Here is a 17,741-nt window from a genome sequence, read left to right as displayed (position 1 = left end):
CAATTTGCGAAAATTCATTATATAATTTATTCAACAATGTTGAATGACACGAAACCAAAATAGAATATAATTGTCGAATATTGAATGAAAATGTTGTAAGCGCATTCAATGAGGAGGGATTGTTGTGACGTCACGTGTGCCTGGTTTTTACAAACTGTCACCGGAACAGAGACTGGAAATGATAGCGGGACATCTTGGCTTGACAGAGAATGAGAAAAAATTGATCAGTGGAAAACATAGATTTACCGCAGAAGATGCTGACCGGATGGTGGAAAATGTGATTGGCTGTTTGCCGGTTCCACTTGGAGTTGCGGTTAATTTTAGAGTGGATGGGGAAGATTTGTTTATTCCAATGGCAACGGAAGAACCTTCAGTGATTGCAGCAGCAAGCCATGCAGCAAAGTTTACGTATGATACGAACGGGTTTTCAACATCATACTCCGGATCGATTATGCGAGGACAAATCCAGGTTACCAATTTGAAGAATCCATACGCAGCAATGGCAAAGGTATACGAAAACAAAGAAGATATCCTTGAATTGTGCAACAAAATGGATCAGACCCTTGTATCATTCGGGGGCGGTGCCAAAGATCTTGATGTACAGGTCATCCAGGGAAGCAGTGAAAAGATGGTTGTCATCCATTTGCTCATTGACACGAAAGATGCGATGGGTGCCAATGCAGTAAATACGATGGCTGAAGCAGCAACACCAATGGTGGAAAAAATAACCGGTGGTAACGTTGTGCTGCGAATTTTATCCAATCTGGCTGATAAGCGGCTAGTACGTGCCAGGGCAACATTTCATAATCCGTTTCAGGGTGATGAAACGAAAATGGCAACGTTTTTAAGTGCCTGCGAGTTAGCGGTGGCTGATCCGTATCGTGCCGCTACACACAATAAAGGAATCATGAACGGCATTTCCGCGGTTGTACTTGCTACGGGAAATGATACACGAGCAATTGAGGCAGGTGCACATGCATATGCATCAGTGTCAGGACGATATCAAGCGCTGACACAGTGGGAACGGGAGGGAGACTCGTTATCCGGAACAATCGAAATACCGCTTGCAGTCGGTTTGATTGGCGGTGCAACCCAATCCCATCCGGTGGCAAAACTGTCAGCTAAAATATTACGGGCTAAAACAGCCGAACAACTCGCAGGCATTATTGCATCGGTGGGGCTGGCACAAAATTTTGCTGCCTTAAAAGCATTGGCGGGCGATGGTATTCAAAAGGGACATATGAAACTGCACGCAAGAAACATGGCTTCGATGGCAGGGGCAAAAACGAACCAGATTGATGATGTGGTCAGAATAGCATCTGAACAAGGTAAATATGGATTTGATGATATTAAGGAAATTATTCAGTCACTAAACGAGGAGGAATAAATATGGTACAATGGCCAAAATATGTTCAACTTAAAGAGGTCGGTCCGAGGGATGGACTGCAAAACGAGAAAACGTGGATCCCAACGGAGGATAAAGTTGACTGGGTTAATAAACTTTCCGAATCGGGCGTGAAGGAGATTGAAATTTCATCTTTTGTTAATCCGAAATGGATTCCTGCATTAGCTGATGCACGTGAACTTGGCAGACGGATAACGCGTAATCCGGATGTCTCTTACTCAGCACTTGTCCCGAATATGAAAGGGCTGGAGTATGCTTTGGAGGCCGATATTGACGGATCTTCCGTATTTATGTCAGCGAGTGAAACGCATAACAGGAATAATATCAACAAATCAATTAACGAAACGTATCCGGTTTTGGGTGAAGTGATTCATGCATCAAAAAAAGCGGGAAAACGTGTGACCGGCTATGTTTCAACAGTGTTTGACTGTCCGTATGAAGGAAAAGTCAGCCCGGAACAGGTAATCCGTGTTTGTGATCAGCTTTTTGAATATGGCGCAGATAATATTTCACTTGGGGACACAATCGGCTCAGCGGTTCCGTCGCAGGTGGAAGCATTGCTGGAAAAAGTACTCGCCCGTTTTCCGGAAGATAAAATCATTATGCATTTTCACAATACAAGGGGCATGGCAATCGCCAATATTATGACGTCACTCCGATATGGCATCACCCGGTTTGACAGTGCAGTCGGCGGACTGGGAGGATGTCCATATGCCCCGGGGGCTGCAGGAAATGTGGCGACAAATGATGTATTATATTTATTACACGGGCTTGGCATAAATACAGGTATCAATGAACGTAAAATCGAGGAAGCAGCATTTTTCATTCAGAATAAACTTGGTAAAGAATTGCCAAGTAAGTCACTGGCATATGCCAGTGCCAAATAAGTCATGTGAAAAACTGTTAAATGCTTCCTGCTTTATAGGAGAGGATTGCAATCAAGCTGGATTATATCGGAAAAAAGATCAAACAATTACGATTGAAGCAAAAGAAAACGCAACAGCAGGTAGCGGATGAGTGCGACATTTCCAAAAGTTTACTTTCCAAAATTGAAAATGGTCAAACATCTTCTGCGATTGCAACGCTTTCCAAAATCAGTGATTCGCTGAATGTACCGCTGACGTGGATTCTTGATGACAAGGAAGATAAGGATCTTGTGCTGCTTCATAAGAAAGAGCGTCCATCCAGAGTCGGGGATGAAAATATGGGGTACTCGTATGAACTGCTCGCTAACCGTTCACAGTTCACCGGGATTGAGCCGACAATTGTGCATGTAACTCCAAAGGATACGAATGTACGGCATGCTGCGTATACACATACACAGGATGAATTCATCTACATTCTTGAAGGCTCCATCTATTTGTACTATGACGGAACCAAACACTTTATGGAACAAGACGACAGTGCATATTTTAGAGGTGAAAAACCGCATCTGTTTGTACCTGTGGATAACGCACCGGCTAAAGTACTGACTGTTTTTATTGACTAACTTAGGTTCCTGGCACCACCTGAATTTTGTCGAAAAATGTTTGTGTTGGAGGGATTTTGGATGAGGTACAGTATCTATCAAATGGACGTGATTCCCGGGGATCCTGCTGCTAACAGGGGGAAGGTTGCAGCCTGGCTGGAGCGGGCAGTGAAGCTTGAGCAACCGGATATTGTTGTGCTTCCGGAAATGTGGACGACGGGTTATACATTGCCTGAGCTCCCGGATTATGCGGACAATGACGGAGAACCCACAAGCAGTTTTTTATGCAATCTGGCCAAAAAATATGAGGTTAATATTATTGGCGGATCCTTTGCAAACCGTAAAGAGGGGAAAATTTATAATTCCAGTATTGCGATAGACCGAAGCGGTATGGCCATTTATCGTTATGATAAAATTCATCTTGTCCCGATGCTCGATGAACCGAAATACCTCACTGGCGGAGAAAATCACGCTGAAGTTTTTGAGCTTGACGGTGTTAAAATGGGCCTGATTATTTGCTATGACCTTCGCTTTCCCGAATTGATGCGGAAACTGGCGCTTGACGGTGCGCAAGTTGTTCATGTTGTTGCTGAATGGCCGACTGCCAGAAAAGAGCATTGGCGGGTTTTGCAGCTGGCACGGGCAATCGAAAATCAAATGTTTATTGTATCGAGCAATAGTATCGGAGCATATAATGGGGTGGAATATGCCGGTACTTCGATGGTAATTGACCCATGGGGAACCGTCCAGGCAGAAGGGGATGGATTGACGGAGCAAACCATTAGCAGTTCCATTTCGCTGGACATTACCAAAAAGGTCAGAGCAGATGTCCCTGTTTTTTCCTGCAGGGTTCCAAAATTTTACTGAAAATCCGCTTGAAATCTAGCAGACAAGCAGGTGTCGCCGGTTGAACCGACTGCACCTGCTAATTTTTTTGAAAAAATAGCTTTTCAAGTTTGACTGATAGTGGTAGAATTTTATATTAAATTATTCGAATATTAGTTGTTCTAAACTTAGCGGGGGAGGTAACATCATGAAAGTACTTGAAAAAATCAGTACATTTGCAGGAAACTCATTCGCCTTTTGGGTCATTTTGTTCGGGGCGCTCAGTTTCTTTTTTCCAGGAGGTTTCACATGGATTGCTCCATATATAGCACTCCTTCTTGGCATCATCATGTTTGGAATGGGGCTGACACTATCGCTGGATGACTTTAAGCGAGTGTTCAAGGCACCGAAAGTCGTTCTGGCTGGAGTGGTGATGCAGTATACCATCATGCCGCTCCTTGCTTATGGATTGGCAACGTTATTCCAGTTGCCGCCGGAAGTTGCTGTCGGCGTTATTCTTGTCGGCTGTTGTCCGGGCGGAACGGCATCAAATGTGATGACATTTCTGGCCAAGGGAAATACTGCGTTGTCGGTTTCTGTTACGGCGGTATCCACCGTGCTGGCACCAATTTTGACACCGGCACTGACACTATTATTTGCAAGCCATTGGCTCCCTGTATCGGCGGGATCCATGTTTCTATCGATTGTGAAAATAGTCCTGGTGCCAATCGCGCTTGGTATTGTCATTCGACTTTTATTCCAGAAACAGGTCGAAAAAAGCATTAAAGTACTCCCGCTTGTTTCCGTTATCGGAATTGTTGCGGTAGCATCTGCTGTTGTCGCATTGAATACAGAAAACATTGCCACAACAGGACTGCTTATTTTTTCCGTGGTTGTGCTGCACAATGTATTAGGACTTTTGATTGGATTTTTGGTGGCCAGGCTATTTAAATTTGATTTTGCCGATCAAAAGGCATTGTCGATTGAAGTTGGCATGCAAAATTCCGGGCTTGGTTCAACGCTGGCAGTGGCGCATTTTGCCCCAATCACAGCTGTGCCGAGCGCAATATTCAGTGTCTGGCATAATATTTCCGGGCCCATACTAGCTACATGGTGGGGAAAACAGCATGAAACGTCCGGAAAAGCAGGGGAAGATAATAAAAAAGTTGTCTGATAGAAAAAGAGAGGATGATAGAGAATGACGAAAGATTTACGCATAAAAAGTAATGTATTCACTGAAAGTTCCCTTAGAGCGCCGAACCGTGCAATGTTGCGGGCAGTCGGTGTGACCGATGATGATTTCAAGAAACCGATGATTGGGGTTGCCAGCACTTGGAGTGAGGTTACCCCATGTAATATCCACCTGAATGATCTTGCAGCAAACTCCAAGAGAGGGGCAAAAGAAGCTGGCGGTGTTCCGTTCATGTTCAATACAATTACCGTTTCTGACGGTATTTCAATGGGGACGCAGGGAATGCGGTATTCACTGCCAAGCCGTGATCTGATTGGTGATTCGATTGAAGCGGTTGTTGGTGCAGAAAATCTTGATGCATTGGTCGCGATCGGTGCTTGTGATAAAAATATTCCAGGCTGCATGATTGCGATTGCCAACAGTGATGTTCCAGCTGTGTTTGTTTACGGCGGCACCATTTCACCCGGATCCTATAAGGGAAAAGACATCGATCTTGTATCGGTGTTTGAAGGTGTTGGAAAGCATAATAACGGAGACATTGATGACCAGGAACTGAAAGGCATTGAGTGCCATGCATGTCCCGGTGCAGGCGCTTGCGGCGGAATGTATACAGCAAACACAATGGCATCCGCGATGGAAGCGATGGGGATGAGTCTGCCCGGCAGTTCATCAAATCCCGCCGAATCGAAGGAAAAGGCAGCAGATTGTGAAAAAGCGGGACAGGCGGTTTATCATTTGCTGGAAAAAGGCATTTACCCGAAAGACATCATGACAAAAGAGGCATTTGAAAATGCGATTACTGTTGTCATGGCTTTGGGTGGATCGACGAATGCGATACTGCATCTTCTTGCAATCGCCCATGCAGCAGACGTGGATTTGACGATTGATGATTTTAACCGGATGCAGCAAAAGGTACCACATTTGGCTGATATGAAACCAAGCGGCAGATATGTCATGCAGGATCTGCACAATGTTGGCGGTGTGCAAGCCGTAATGAAACTTCTTCTTGAGGAAGGCTATTTGCATGGAGACTGTTTGACAGTTACTGGAAAAACAGTAGCTGAAAATCTGGCAGAGGCACCGGCGCTCTATGAAGACCAAAAAGTCATCATGCCTTTGAGTGATCCGAAACGGGTGGATGGTCCGTTAATCGTTCTGAAGGGAAATCTTGCACCACGGGGAGCAGTGGCAAAAGTGTCCGGGGTAAAAGTAAGCCATCACACCGGTCCGGCCAAAGTGTTTGATACAGAAAATGAGGCGGCTGCAGCGGTTGGTGAAAATAAAATTAAAGAAGGCGACGTACTTGTCATCCGTTATGTTGGTCCGAAAGGCGGTCCGGGTATGCCTGAGATGCTGTCGATTTCCAGTCTGCTTGTTGGAAAAGGACTTGGTGAAAAGGTTGCACTGCTGACAGATGGGCGTTTTTCAGGCGGGACCCATGGACTTGTCGTTGGTCACATGGCCCCGGAAGCCCAGGATGGCGGCCCGGTTGCGTATTTACGGGAAGGTGATATGGTCACCATTGATTCTGACCTGAAAGAAATTTCGATGGACGTTTCCGATGAAGAATTGGAACGACGGAAAAAAGAATGGACTGCACCGCCATTGTACAAAAAAGGTGTGCTCGGCAAATATGCCCACACGGTATCCTGCTCCTCCAAAGGCGCAGTCACCGACTTCAAATAAATTATGTTTGACAAAATTCGGATGGTGCCTGGCACCACCCGAATTTTTTGGGTTGAGGGCTGTTGTGCGGGGCTGGTTGTAACAGAAATGTAATATAAAGTGTTTTTCTTCGCATGGCAGGGTTGTAAACGCATTCAAACTTTTTAACTTATTGAAAGTATCAAAAAACTTTTAAAAAACTGTTGACCTTTCCGCAAAAACATTATAACATTATCGGCAATATAAAATTTTCAGACTCTTGAAGATCACTTTAAATAATTAATTCGATGATGGGAATAAAGGAGCATATTCCATGCATTCACAGAGAGCCGGGGTTGCTGGAAGCCCGGAAGTGCATGATGTTCTGACATCGTCCCTGAGTGCAGTACTGAACGGAAACTTAATTCCAATTAGGTGCTGCCGGGTATTCCACGGAATACCTGTTATCAAAAAAGGCTGGCTGACAGCCTGGTGAGGCAGTGTTCGTGAGGATACTGCAAACATGGGTGGTACCGTGAAAAGAGATCCTTTTCTCCCCAAACATTCTCCCTGATGGGCGGGTGTATGTGGAGAGAAGGGTCTTTTTTTGATTGAAAAATTGTTGAAGGAGGCGTGCAGAAGTGAAAGTGGAGACGAAACCTGAAATGGAATTTGCAACTGAGAAAGTGACAGGTGCTGATGTGCTTATTGAATCTCTTGTGGAGGCAGGGACCGACACGATTTTCGGATACCCTGGCGGTGCAGTACTCCCGATTTATGATGCTTTGTACCGCAGCAATGCATCGTTTGAACATATCCTTTGCAGACATGAGCAAGGCATGATTCATGCCGCTGAGGGATATGCACGGGTCACCGGGAAGCCTGGTGTTGTCATTGCAACATCAGGTCCGGGGGCGACGAATCTGATTACCGGTATTACCGATGCGATGATGGATTCGTTACCGCTCGTTATTTTTACCGGACAGGTGGCAACCGGGGTCATTGGTACCGATGCATTTCAGGAATCAGATGTTCTGGGGATTACGACTCCGATCACCAAATATAACTACCAGGTTAAGGAATTGGCATCACTGCCGCGTATCGTCAAAGAAGCATTTCATATTGCTTCAACAGGGCGGCCGGGTCCGGTTGTTGTCGATATTCCAAAAGACATTTCGGCAAAATTATCAACACGAAAGTTTTCCAGCGAATTTCAATTGCCGGGATACAAACCGACGAAGATTCCGAATCCGCTTCAGGTTGAAAAGTTGTCCGATGCGTTGAAACGGTCAGAAAAACCAGTTGTTGTGGCTGGTGCCGGTGTACAGTTCGCTGGAGCATCACAGGAATTAAAACAATTTGCAGAAAAATGGCAGCTGCCGGTAGCCACAACATTGCTTGGGCTTGGAACATTTCCAGGCACAGCACCGCTTTCACTGGGAATGGCAGGCATGCACGGGTCATATGCAGCTAACATGGCAATCTATGAAAGTGACTTACTGATCAACATCGGTGCCAGATTTGATGACCGCTTGACCGGAAACTTGAAACATTTCGCACCAAACGCGAAAGTGGCGCATATCGATATTGATCCTGCTGAAATCGGCAAAAATGTTGCAACAGAAATTCCGGTGGTTGCTGATGCAGCGGAGGCACTGAATGTCCTGCTTGGAAAACAAGTACCCGATATTAATCGGGAAAACTGGCTGCAGCAAATAGCATCAAATAAAACGGAATATCCGCTTTGGTATGATCATTCGGATGAAGCAGTTTCCCCACAGTGGCTGATAAAGGAAATTCATCGGCAGACAGAGGGAAAGGCAATCGTGACAACCGATGTCGGGCAGCATCAGATGTGGGCGGCACAGTACTACACGATGGATCAGCCAAATCGTTGGGTAACTTCAGGCGGCCTTGGAACGATGGGATTTGGATTTCCGGCAGCTGTCGGTGCTCAGCTCGGCGCACCGGATGATTTGGTTGTAGCAATCGTCGGGGACGGCGGATTCCAGATGACAAGTCAGGAACTGTCGGTCGTAAGTGAACGAAACTTGCCTGTGAAAGTTATCATTGTCAATAATCAGGCACTCGGCATGGTGAAGCAATGGCAAGGCAGTTTTTACGGTGGCCGTCACTCGGAATCGATTTTGTCTTTCAATCCTGATTTTGTGAAACTGGCAGAATGCTATGGAATCCAGGGATTAAGGGCAGAAAAAGATTCGGATGTCACAGAAGTATTAAAAGACCTGTTCTCACACGATGGTCCGGTTGTAGCCGACTTTCGGGTTATCCCGTCCGAAAAGGTATATCCGATGATTGCACCTGGCAAGGGCATTCATGAAATGATAGGGGTGAAAAGATGAAACGGATTATTAGTGCAACAGTTCAAAACCGCGGTGGTGTACTTAACCGGATAACCGGGATGCTGCATAAACGGCAGTTCAACATTGAGAGCATTTCAGTCGGTACATCGGAAACAGAAGGTGTTTCGAAAATGACGTTCGTTGTTGATGTCGGTGACCATCAAAAACTTGAGCAGTTAACAAAACAACTGCATAAACAAATCGATGTGCTGAAAGTTTCGGATATTACGGATAAAGCAATAGTCGCCAGGGAATTGGCGTTGATTAAAGTAAAAGGAAGCGGGCAGTTGCGGGCGGAAGTTCAGGGAATTATCGCGCCATTCCGTGCCACGGTCATTGATGTATCAAAAGATAGCATGACCATCCAAGTGACCGGCAAGCCGGACAAAGTGGAGGCGCTCATTTCATTGCTTCGCCCATATGGCATTAAAGAATTGTCACGAACAGGTGTTACCGCATTTTTACGCGGACAGCAGCCGCAGCAGGTTACCGAAATGAATGCTTTTCCAGTGTGAAAACAGCAAGTTACCGATAAACGTAGCGGTTTGACTGATAAAATAGCCATACTGGCTGATAAAAGTGCAGCGTTGACTGATAAAGTAAGTGACTTGACTGATAAATGGGAGATTTTGACTGATAAACCAGCAAAACCAGCCTCGATTTCCGAGGGGCTGCAAAATAAAAACTTAAATCAAAACAAGGAGGATGTTTCAAATGGCAAAAGTACTCTATGATCAGGATATTAACAAAGAGGTATTGAAGGGAAAGAAAATTGCAGTTGTCGGGTACGGCTCACAGGGGCATGCACACGCATTGAACCTGAGAGAGAGCGGTTATGAAGTTGTTGTAGGGCTTAGACCGGGAAAATCACAGCAAAAAGCAGAGAACGACGGATTTAACGTCAAAGCGGTTGCGGATGCAGTTAAAGAGGCAGATGTTGTCATGGTACTGCTACCGGATGAACATCAGCCAACTGTTTATGAAGAGAGCATCAAACCGAACCTGAAACCAGGAAGCGCAATCGCGTTCGCACACGGGTTCAACATCCATTTCAATCAGGTTGTGCCTCCATCTGATGTTGATGTGTTTCTTGTAGCACCAAAGGGACCGGGGCATCTTGTACGCCGAACATACGCTGAAGGCGCCGGTGTACCTGCACTGTATGGTGTCGGTCAGGATGTTACCGGAAATGCAAAGGAACTGTCACTTGCTTATGCTCAGGGAATCGGCGCAGCACGTGCAGGTGTATTGGAAACATCATTTCAGGAAGAAACCGAAACCGATTTGTTCGGGGAGCAGGCAGTACTTTGCGGCGGGCTGACCAGCCTTGTGAAAGCGGGCTTTGAAACGCTGACCGATGCAGGGTATCAGCCGGAAGTTGCATACTTTGAATGTTTGCACGAAATGAAACTGATCGTCGACTTGCTTTATGAAGGCGGACTTGAGAATATGCGCTACTCCATTTCCGATACAGCTCAATGGGGTGACTTTGTATCCGGACCGCGGGTTATCAACGATGAGACAAAGGAACGGATGCAGGAAGTTCTTTCAGAAATCCGTTCCGGTGAATTCGCTAAAGGATGGATTTTGGAGAACAAAGCAAACCGGCCGCAATTCCATGCAACCAATGCAAAAGAAAACACTCATCTCATCGAAAAAGTCGGAAAGGAGCTCCGTGCCTTAATGCCTTTTGTACAACAGCCATTGCAAGCTAACGAAGAAAAACAAAAGGATGTGAAAGTTCATGCCACAAATTAAGATTTTTGATACAACACTGAGAGACGGTGAACAATCACCTGGAGTTAATCTGAATAAGCTGGAAAAGCTGGAAATCGCCAAACAATTGGAACGGTTGGGTATTGACCGGATGGAGGCAGGCTTTCCTGCTTCCTCCAATGGTGATTTTGAAGCAGTAAAAGCAATTGCTGAAACGGTAAAAGGAACATCGGTAACAGGGCTTGCAAGGGCGGTGAAGTCAGATGTTGATACAGCTTGGGAAGCATTAAAATATGCGGAAGAACCGTGTATTCACATCTTCCTCGCAACGTCACCGATCCATATGACACACAAGCTTAAGAAAACACCGGAGCAAGTAATCGAAACAGCAACAGAGATTGTCAAATATGCCCGGCAGCGATTCCCGCAAGTGGAGTGGTCAGCAGAAGATGCCTCCCGCTCCGATTGGGACTTTTTGGCTCAGATTATTGAACAGGTAATTGATGCCGGTGCAACCGTTATTAACTTGCCGGATACAGTCGGTTATACGACTCCAAAAGAATACGGGGAACTGTTCAAGTATATGAAAGAAAATGTGCCGAACATCGACAAGGTTCACCTTTCCTGCCATTGTCACAACGATCTTGGGATGGCTGTCGCCAACTCAATCGCCGCGGTGGAAAATGGTGCGACACAGGTGGAAGGAACGGTGAATGGAATTGGCGAACGCGCAGGTAATGCGTCATTGGAAGAACTTGCGGTGGCACTGAAAATCCGTTCCGACTTTTATCCGTACAGGACCGGATTGAAATTGAATGAAATTAAGCGGTCAAGTGATCTGATTGCAAAATTAACCGGTATGTATGTGCAAGCAAACAAGGCGGTTGTCGGACGAAATGCATTTTCACATGAATCAGGCATTCATCAGGATGGCGTTTTGAAAAACAAAGAAACGTACGAAATTATTACACCGGAAATGGTCGGTGTTCAGTCGAATACACTGTTTCTTGGTAAGCATTCCGGACGCCATGCATTCCAGGACAAAGTGCAGTCGCTTGGGTTTGAACTTACAGAAGAAAATCTGAAAAAGGCATTTAAACAGTTCAAATTACTTACAGACCGGAAGAAAGAAGTAACTGATGATGATATTTTTACGATTCTGATGGAAATTCGCACGGATCAGGCAGGTGTTGCCAAGTATCATCTTGATATGTTTCAAGTGCAATACGGGACGGCAAACATTCCTACAGCAACAGTCGCTTTGACAACGCCGGATGGCCAGACTGTACAGGAAGCCCGAACCGGTCAGGGCAGTGTGGAAGCTTTGTACAATACACTTGACAGTTTAATAGATGAAGAATTGAAATTGACCGATTATCAGTTGAATTCGGTTGGAAGCGGCAAGGATGCACTTGCTGAGTCACACGTTCAGCTTAGCGTTAATGGTGAGTCAATGAGTGGCCGCGGTACAGCACAGGATGTCGTTGAGGCGTCAGCGAATGCATTTTTAAATGCGGTGAACCGCTATATGATTCAGTTTCACCAATCAAAGCCGAAGCAATCGGCTGCTAAAGGAGGATTTTAGTATGAACAAACAGGTTGTTTTGCTGCCAGGAGATGGTGTTGGCAAAGAAGTGATGGAGTCAGCGAAATTTGTGTTGAATACAATTGCTACGGAATTTGGCCATAGTTTTGCTTTTCATGAACATGCGATAGGCGGAGATGCGATTGACCGTTATGATACACCGCTGCCGGATGAAACACTGAAAGCCTGTCAGCAGGCCGAAGCTGTTTTGCTTGGTGCTGTTGGCGGGAAAAAGTGGGATAAACTCCCGGCACATAAGCGACCTGAAAAAGGTTTGCTTGGTATCCGCAAGCAGCTTGGGCTGTTTGCGAATCTGAGGCCGATTAAAAGTTTTCCGGCACTGGCACATGTTTCACCATTGAAAGAAGAAGTAATCAGCGGAAGCGATATTCTGATTATGCGTGAATTGACCGGTGGATTATACTTCGGCAAGCCAAGTGAACGACGCAATAACGGGAATGCTGCTGTTGATACACTGTCTTATGAACGGTGGGAAATAGAACGCATTGCAGAAAAAGCATTTCAAAGTGCTCAAAAGCGTAAAGGGAAAGTTACTTCTGTAGATAAAGCAAACGTGCTTGAATCAAGCCGGTTGTGGCGTGAAGTAATCGATGCAAAAAAAGAGGATTACCCTGATGTAACGGTTGAGCATATGCTTGTTGATGCAGCGGCGATGAAGCTGGTGACAAATCCGGACCACTTTGATGTTATTGTTACTGGTAATCTGTTCGGTGATATTTTAAGTGATGAAGCTTCTGTTTTGACCGGATCACTTGGAATGCTGCCGTCCGCAAGTCTTCGTTCTGATGGTGTTGGCTTGTATGAACCTGTTCATGGTTCAGCGCCGGATATTGCAGGAAAAGGGATGGCTAATCCGGTTGGCATGATTTTATCTGCAGCTATGATGCTGCGTCATTCATTCGGTATGGAAGAAGAAGCTTCTGAAATTGAAGCCGCGGTAAACCGGACATTGAATGAAGGGTATCATACAGCAGATTTGAATCATCTTGGCGGAAAGCTTGTGGGTACGACGGAAATAACCGAAGTAATCGTTGATAATCTGACAACAAAAAGTGTTTCAGACAGCATTTGCAGCTCGTACTTTTAAAAAAGAAAGGAGGAAATAACCTTGACTAAACCGAAAACAATTGTTGAGAAGATATGGAATAAACACATGGTCCATCAGGAAAAAGGAAAACCGGACCTGATGTACATTGATTTACACCTTGTTCATGAAGTTACATCCCCACAGGCATTTGAAGGACTGCGTTTGAATGACCGAAAAGTGCGCAGACCGGATTTAACTTATGCAACAATGGATCATAATGTGCCAACGAAAAATCGTGACACAATCAAAGATGAAATTTCTGTCAAGCAAATGGAGACATTGAAAAAGAACTGTATGGATTTTGGCATTAAATTGGCGGATATGCACCATCCGGAACAGGGAATTGTTCACGTTATCGGTCCGGAACTGGGGTTGACACAGCCAGGCAAAACGATTGTCTGCGGAGACAGTCACACATCAACACATGGTGCTTTCGGTGCCTTGGCGTTTGGAATTGGAACAAGTGAAGTGGAACATGTTCTGGCAACCCAGACGCTGTGGCAGGAACGCCCGAAAACACTGAATGTGCATGTCGATGGTGACCTTGGTCCCGGCGTAACTGCCAAAGATTTGATTCTGTCAATTATTGCAAAATTCGGCGTTCGTTTCGGTACCGGCCATGTCATCGAATATACCGGTGAAGCGGTCCGGAACTTGTCAATGGAAGGTCGGATGACAGTCTGCAATATGTCGATTGAAGCAGGGGCACGTGCCGGTTTAATCAGTCCGGATAAAAAAACGGTCGAATTCCTGCGCGGACGTGCGAATGTACCGGATGGCAAGGAATTCGAGGTGCTTGCAGATGAATGGCTCAGCTTAAGAACCGATGAGGGTGCGGAATATGATCAGACGGTGACCATTAATGGAGCGGAAGTCGAGCCACAGGTTTCCTGGGGAACGAACCCGGGCATGTGTGTACCTGTCAGCGGATCCACACCATCTCTTCAGGAAGTTGATCATAAAGAAGATGTTGAGCGTGCTCTTTATTATATGGGACTGGAGGAAAATCAGCCGATAACATCGATTGAAATTGATCATGTGTTCATTGGCTCTTGTACCAATTCAAGGCTTGGTGACTTACAGAAAGCTGCCGAAGTTGTCCGCGGTAAAAAAGTTAATCCGAATGTGCGGGCAATCGTTGTTCCCGGTTCATTCCTTGTTAAATTAAAAGCGGAAGAAGAAGGGCTGGATGATATTTTTAAAGCTGCCGGATTTGAATGGCGTGAAGCTGGGTGCAGCATGTGTCTGGCGATGAACGATGATGTAGTTCCGCCAGGCGGCCGATGCGCTTCCACGTCTAACCGTAACTTTGAAGGCAGGCAGGGTAATGGCGCCAGAACCCATCTGGTCAGCCCGGAAATGGCAGCAGCTGCAGCGATTGAAGGACATTTTGTGGATGTTCGTAAATATACGGAAGTTCTGCAATAGGAGGTGGAAGTCATGGAAGCAATTCAGAAACACGAAGGAAGCGTATTGCCGCTTAACCGGTCCAATATCGATACAGACCAGATTATCCCGAAACAATTTTTGAAACGGGTGGAACGAACCGGCTTTGGACAGTTTTTGTTTTATAACTGGCGGTATGATGATGCTGGTGAGGAACGTGCAGATTTTAATTTGAATAAAGCCCAGTTTGCAGGAACTTCTATTTTGATTGCGGGTGAAAACTTTGGCTGTGGCTCATCTCGGGAGCATGCGCCATGGTCTTTGCTCGATTACGGTTTTAAAGTAATCATTGCACCAAGTTTTGCCGATATTTTTTACAATAATGCATTAAAAAATGGGATTATTCCTGTGCAAATGAATGCGGACCAAGTGAACGAATGGATGGAAGAAGCGGAATCATCCGGCCTTAGGCTGACAGTGAATCTCGCAAAAGGGCAGATAACGGATAATGAAGGAAAAGTCATTTCATTTTCCATTGATCCATATAATAAGGAAAAGCTGATGAATGGCTGGGATGATATTGCTTTGACATTGAAACTGGAAGAACAAATTCACGCATATGAATCAAAAGGAGTGTAAAATCTTGGGAATTGCTTAACAGGGGAGGCGGTGTACCGTGCATGGAAACAACTTGAACCGTTCGTGCACCGTACACCATTACTATCCTCAACAACAACAAATAATCGGGTAGGAAAAAAAGTTCATTTTAAAATGGAAAACCAGCAGAAAACAGGAGCCTTTAAATTCAGAGGTGCAACATATAAATTGATGCAGCTCTCCAAGAAACGTCTGGAAAATGGTGTGATTACCGCTTCGGCCGGTAATCATGCACAAGGTGTGGCATATGCAGCAGCAAGACTTGGGGCACATGCAACCATTTTTATGGCAGAAGGGACTCCACTTGCCAAAGTTAATGCAACAAAATCCTACGGGGCAGAGGTTGTGCTTATTGGTGAGTCATTTCAGGAGGCATACGAAGCATCACTCGAACGACAAAAGGAGACAGGAGCAGCATATATTCATCCATTTGATGATGAAGCGATTATGGCAGGACAGGGAACAATCGCCATGGAAATGCTGCGGCAGGAAGATCGTTTGGACACCATTATTGTTCCTGTCGGTGGTGGTGGACTGATCAGCGGAATCGCAACTGCTGTGAAGCATGTCAATCGTTCTATTCGGGTAATCGGCGTGCAGGCAGCTGGTGCGGATGCCATGTATTCCAGCTTTCATCAGAATTCAGTCAACCACCTGAACAAAGTTGACACGATTGCTGAAGGAATTGCTGTTAAGCAGCCGGGCAGTCACACATTACCTATTATTCGTCAAGTGGTAGATGATATGGTAACCGTAAATGATGAGGAAATTGCATCAGCGATTGTTTACATGCTGGAGCGGAACAAGACATTGCTCGAAGGTGCCGGTGCTGCATCCCTTGCAGCGTTGTTTAAATACCATGATATGATCCCTTCACGGCATTGCGGTGTTGTTGTAAGCGGAGGTAATCTTGATATTGGCAGACTGCCGGATATTCAGAAACTGGCACAACGTCAAAATGCATTTGCTTCCTGATTTGTAATCTTTACAAGGATGATCATCATCGATATGATAAACAATCAGGGAGGGAGCATGTTGAGAGAATTTGAACAGTCAGATATGCTGAAACGATTACCGGAACAGTTTTTTGCCAAGCTCGTCAAAAAAGCACAGGAAAAAGTAAAACAGGGGCACGATGTCATTAATCTTGGGCAGGGGAATCCGGATGTGCCGACACCCGAAAATATCGTAGAAACAATGCAGGCTGCAGCCGGAAAGCCGATAAATCACAAATACACACCATTTCGCGGATTTCCGTACTTGAAAAAAGCTGCCGCGGATTTTTATAAACGGGAGTATAATCTGTTCATTGATCCGGAGACAGAAGTTGCTGTTTTGTTCGGTGCCAAATCCGGGCTTGTTGAAATGAGTCAGTGTTTATTAAACCCGGGGGATCTGGCGTTAATGCCGGACCCGGGTTATCCGGATTATTTGTCGGGTACAGCAATGGCTGATGCAGAAGCAGCTTTTATGCCATTACTTGCCCAAAATGAATTTTTGCCGGATTATGAACAGCTGACAGCAGATGAATTGGAACGTGCGAAATTAATGATTTTGAATTACCCTAACAATCCGACTGCTGCAACGGCGAACAGGGAATTTTTTGATAAGACAGCCGCATTGGCGAAAAAGCATGATATTTGCGTTGTACATGACTTTGCCTATGCAACAATTGGCTTTGAAGATGAAAAGCCTGTCAGTTTTTTGCAGTCGGACGGAGCAAAGGATATTGGTATTGAAATTTATACGATGTCAAAAGCTTATAGTATGGCAGGCTGGCGTATTGCTTTTGCTGTCGGTAATCCATCTGTCATTGAAAGTCTGGAACTAATCCAGGACCACTTGTACGTCAGCTTATTTGGTGCAGTACAGGAAGCAGCCGCAGAGGCATTGCTTGGCGATCAGACAGGCGTTGAAGAAATAGTGGATACATATACAAGCAGACGTCAGCGGTTTGTTGCGGCTCTTGATAGGATTGGCTGGAAAGCAGAGGCACCCAAGGGAACTTTCTTTGCATGGCTGCCCGTTCCAGAAGGCTATTCGTCCGAAGAATTTGCTGACCTTTTGCTTGAAAAGGCGCACGTTGTTGTTGCACCGGGAAATGGCTTTGGTTCCAAAGGGGAAGGTTATGTCCGAGTCGGGCTGCTTGATAATGAAGAGCGGCTGGAAGAAGCGGTCGACCGGATTGGCCGATTGGGAATATTTCATAAAGAAAGCAGCCAGGCATGATTGCCTGGTTGCTTTTTTTGCTGTTACTGTAGTAAATTATAAGACTTTATGCTTGTGTCTAATTAATTAGATTACCAAATGAGCCACGTCCACCTCCAGCGCCCAGAAGGGTATTTATATCGGTAGAATAGTGGATATATCGACAGAAGAGTGAGTATATCGG

At 45.5% G+C, this 17,741-nt stretch carries 17 protein-coding genes; all 17 read left to right on the top strand.

Annotated elements, in window-relative coordinates:
• Positions 1–124: 124 nt before the first annotated feature.
• The 17 genes from B1K71_RS14610 (at position 125) to B1K71_RS14535 (ending at position 17,578) form a co-directional block, all read left to right on the top strand.
• On the top strand, positions 125–1,387 hold the full coding sequence (locus tag B1K71_RS14610; RefSeq protein ID WP_077328316.1) for a hydroxymethylglutaryl-CoA reductase, degradative: 1,263 nt from the start codon (positions 125–127) through the stop codon (positions 1,385–1,387).
• A 2-nt stretch (positions 1,388–1,389) separates the two neighbouring features.
• Positions 1,390–2,292, top strand: coding sequence for a hydroxymethylglutaryl-CoA lyase (locus tag B1K71_RS14605; RefSeq protein ID WP_077328314.1), 903 nt, complete (start codon positions 1,390–1,392; stop codon positions 2,290–2,292).
• A gap of 44 nt (positions 2,293–2,336) precedes the next feature.
• The gene (locus B1K71_RS14600) at positions 2,337–2,894 is read left to right on the top strand and encodes a helix-turn-helix domain-containing protein (RefSeq protein ID WP_077328312.1); all 558 of its coding nucleotides are present in this window, start codon (positions 2,337–2,339) and stop codon (positions 2,892–2,894) included.
• 60 nt (positions 2,895–2,954) lie between these two features.
• On the top strand, positions 2,955–3,740 hold the full coding sequence (locus B1K71_RS14595; RefSeq protein WP_077328310.1) for a carbon-nitrogen family hydrolase: 786 nt from the start codon (positions 2,955–2,957) through the stop codon (positions 3,738–3,740).
• A 166-nt stretch (positions 3,741–3,906) separates the two neighbouring features.
• Positions 3,907–4,872, top strand: a complete 966-nt coding sequence (locus tag B1K71_RS14590; protein WP_077328308.1) for a bile acid:sodium symporter family protein — start codon at positions 3,907–3,909, stop codon at positions 4,870–4,872.
• A gap of 24 nt (positions 4,873–4,896) precedes the next feature.
• On the top strand, positions 4,897–6,576 hold the full coding sequence (ilvD, locus tag B1K71_RS14585) for a dihydroxy-acid dehydratase (RefSeq protein ID WP_077328306.1): 1,680 nt from the start codon (positions 4,897–4,899) through the stop codon (positions 6,574–6,576).
• A 292-nt stretch (positions 6,577–6,868) separates the two neighbouring features.
• The gene (locus tag B1K71_RS19960) at positions 6,869–7,030 is read left to right on the top strand and encodes a hypothetical protein (RefSeq protein WP_175631921.1); all 162 of its coding nucleotides are present in this window, start codon (positions 6,869–6,871) and stop codon (positions 7,028–7,030) included.
• Positions 7,031–7,175: 145 nt separating this feature from the next.
• Entirely contained in the window at positions 7,176–8,897 is a 1,722-nt protein-coding gene (ilvB, locus tag B1K71_RS14580; RefSeq protein WP_077328304.1) for a biosynthetic-type acetolactate synthase large subunit, read from the top strand.
• On the top strand, positions 8,894–9,412 hold the full coding sequence (gene ilvN, locus B1K71_RS14575) for an acetolactate synthase small subunit (protein ID WP_077328302.1): 519 nt from the start codon (positions 8,894–8,896) through the stop codon (positions 9,410–9,412). The genes ilvB and ilvN overlap by 4 nt, the downstream gene beginning before the upstream one ends.
• A gap of 30 nt (positions 9,413–9,442) precedes the next feature.
• The gene (locus B1K71_RS14570) at positions 9,443–9,631 is read left to right on the top strand and encodes a hypothetical protein (RefSeq protein WP_077328300.1); all 189 of its coding nucleotides are present in this window, start codon (positions 9,443–9,445) and stop codon (positions 9,629–9,631) included.
• Positions 9,612–10,655, top strand: a complete 1,044-nt coding sequence (gene ilvC, locus B1K71_RS14565) for a ketol-acid reductoisomerase (protein WP_077328298.1) — start codon at positions 9,612–9,614, stop codon at positions 10,653–10,655. Before B1K71_RS14570 ends, ilvC begins: the two co-directional genes overlap by 20 nt.
• On the top strand, positions 10,642–12,198 hold the full coding sequence (locus B1K71_RS14560; protein ID WP_077328296.1) for a 2-isopropylmalate synthase: 1,557 nt from the start codon (positions 10,642–10,644) through the stop codon (positions 12,196–12,198). Before ilvC ends, B1K71_RS14560 begins: the two co-directional genes overlap by 14 nt.
• 1 nt (position 12,199) lies before the next feature.
• Positions 12,200–13,306 carry a 3-isopropylmalate dehydrogenase gene (gene leuB / locus B1K71_RS14555; RefSeq protein WP_077328294.1) on the top strand — a complete coding sequence of 369 codons (1,107 nt, stop codon included), beginning with the start codon at positions 12,200–12,202 and terminating at the stop codon, positions 13,304–13,306.
• Positions 13,307–13,327: 21 nt separating this feature from the next.
• Entirely contained in the window at positions 13,328–14,734 is a 1,407-nt protein-coding gene (gene leuC / locus B1K71_RS14550) for a 3-isopropylmalate dehydratase large subunit (RefSeq protein ID WP_077328292.1), read from the top strand.
• A 12-nt stretch (positions 14,735–14,746) separates the two neighbouring features.
• Positions 14,747–15,331: a 3-isopropylmalate dehydratase small subunit gene (gene leuD, locus B1K71_RS19955; protein WP_077328291.1), complete on the top strand. Its 585-nt coding sequence runs from the start codon at positions 14,747–14,749 to the stop codon at positions 15,329–15,331.
• Positions 15,332–15,361: 30 nt separating this feature from the next.
• Entirely contained in the window at positions 15,362–16,324 is a 963-nt protein-coding gene (gene ilvA / locus B1K71_RS19950; RefSeq protein ID WP_245799290.1) for a threonine ammonia-lyase, read from the top strand.
• 57 nt (positions 16,325–16,381) lie between these two features.
• Entirely contained in the window at positions 16,382–17,578 is a 1,197-nt protein-coding gene (locus tag B1K71_RS14535) for a pyridoxal phosphate-dependent aminotransferase (protein WP_077328289.1), read from the top strand.
• Positions 17,579–17,741: the final 163 nt, after the last annotated feature.

Source organism: Virgibacillus siamensis (assembly GCF_900162695.1).
GTDB lineage: Bacteria > Bacillota > Bacilli > Bacillales > Amphibacillaceae > Lentibacillus > Lentibacillus siamensis_A.
Note: the sequence above shows the minus strand (reverse complement) of the source record. Positions and strands in the feature narration are given on the sequence as shown.

What these genes read in the sequence shown, in the direction of transcription:
- B1K71_RS19960 (WP_175631921.1), top strand. Translation starts at nt 6,869, where the DNA reads ATGCATTCACAGAGAGCCGGGGTTGCTGGAAGCCCGGAAGTGCATGAT.
- leuD (WP_077328291.1), top strand. Translation starts at nt 14,747, where the DNA reads ATGGAAGCAATTCAGAAACACGAAGGAAGCGTATTGCCGCTTAACCGG.
- B1K71_RS14605 (WP_077328314.1), top strand. Translation starts at nt 1,390, where the DNA reads ATGGTACAATGGCCAAAATATGTTCAACTTAAAGAGGTCGGTCCGAGG.
- B1K71_RS14590 (WP_077328308.1), top strand. Translation starts at nt 3,907, where the DNA reads ATGAAAGTACTTGAAAAAATCAGTACATTTGCAGGAAACTCATTCGCC.
- ilvD (WP_077328306.1), top strand. Translation starts at nt 4,897, where the DNA reads ATGACGAAAGATTTACGCATAAAAAGTAATGTATTCACTGAAAGTTCC.
- B1K71_RS14535 (WP_077328289.1), top strand. Translation starts at nt 16,382, where the DNA reads ATGTTGAGAGAATTTGAACAGTCAGATATGCTGAAACGATTACCGGAA.
- ilvN (WP_077328302.1), top strand. Translation starts at nt 8,894, where the DNA reads ATGAAACGGATTATTAGTGCAACAGTTCAAAACCGCGGTGGTGTACTT.
- leuB (WP_077328294.1), top strand. Translation starts at nt 12,200, where the DNA reads ATGAACAAACAGGTTGTTTTGCTGCCAGGAGATGGTGTTGGCAAAGAA.
- B1K71_RS14595 (WP_077328310.1), top strand. Translation starts at nt 2,955, where the DNA reads ATGAGGTACAGTATCTATCAAATGGACGTGATTCCCGGGGATCCTGCT.
- ilvC (WP_077328298.1), top strand. Translation starts at nt 9,612, where the DNA reads ATGGCAAAAGTACTCTATGATCAGGATATTAACAAAGAGGTATTGAAG.
- B1K71_RS14560 (WP_077328296.1), top strand. Translation starts at nt 10,642, where the DNA reads ATGCCACAAATTAAGATTTTTGATACAACACTGAGAGACGGTGAACAA.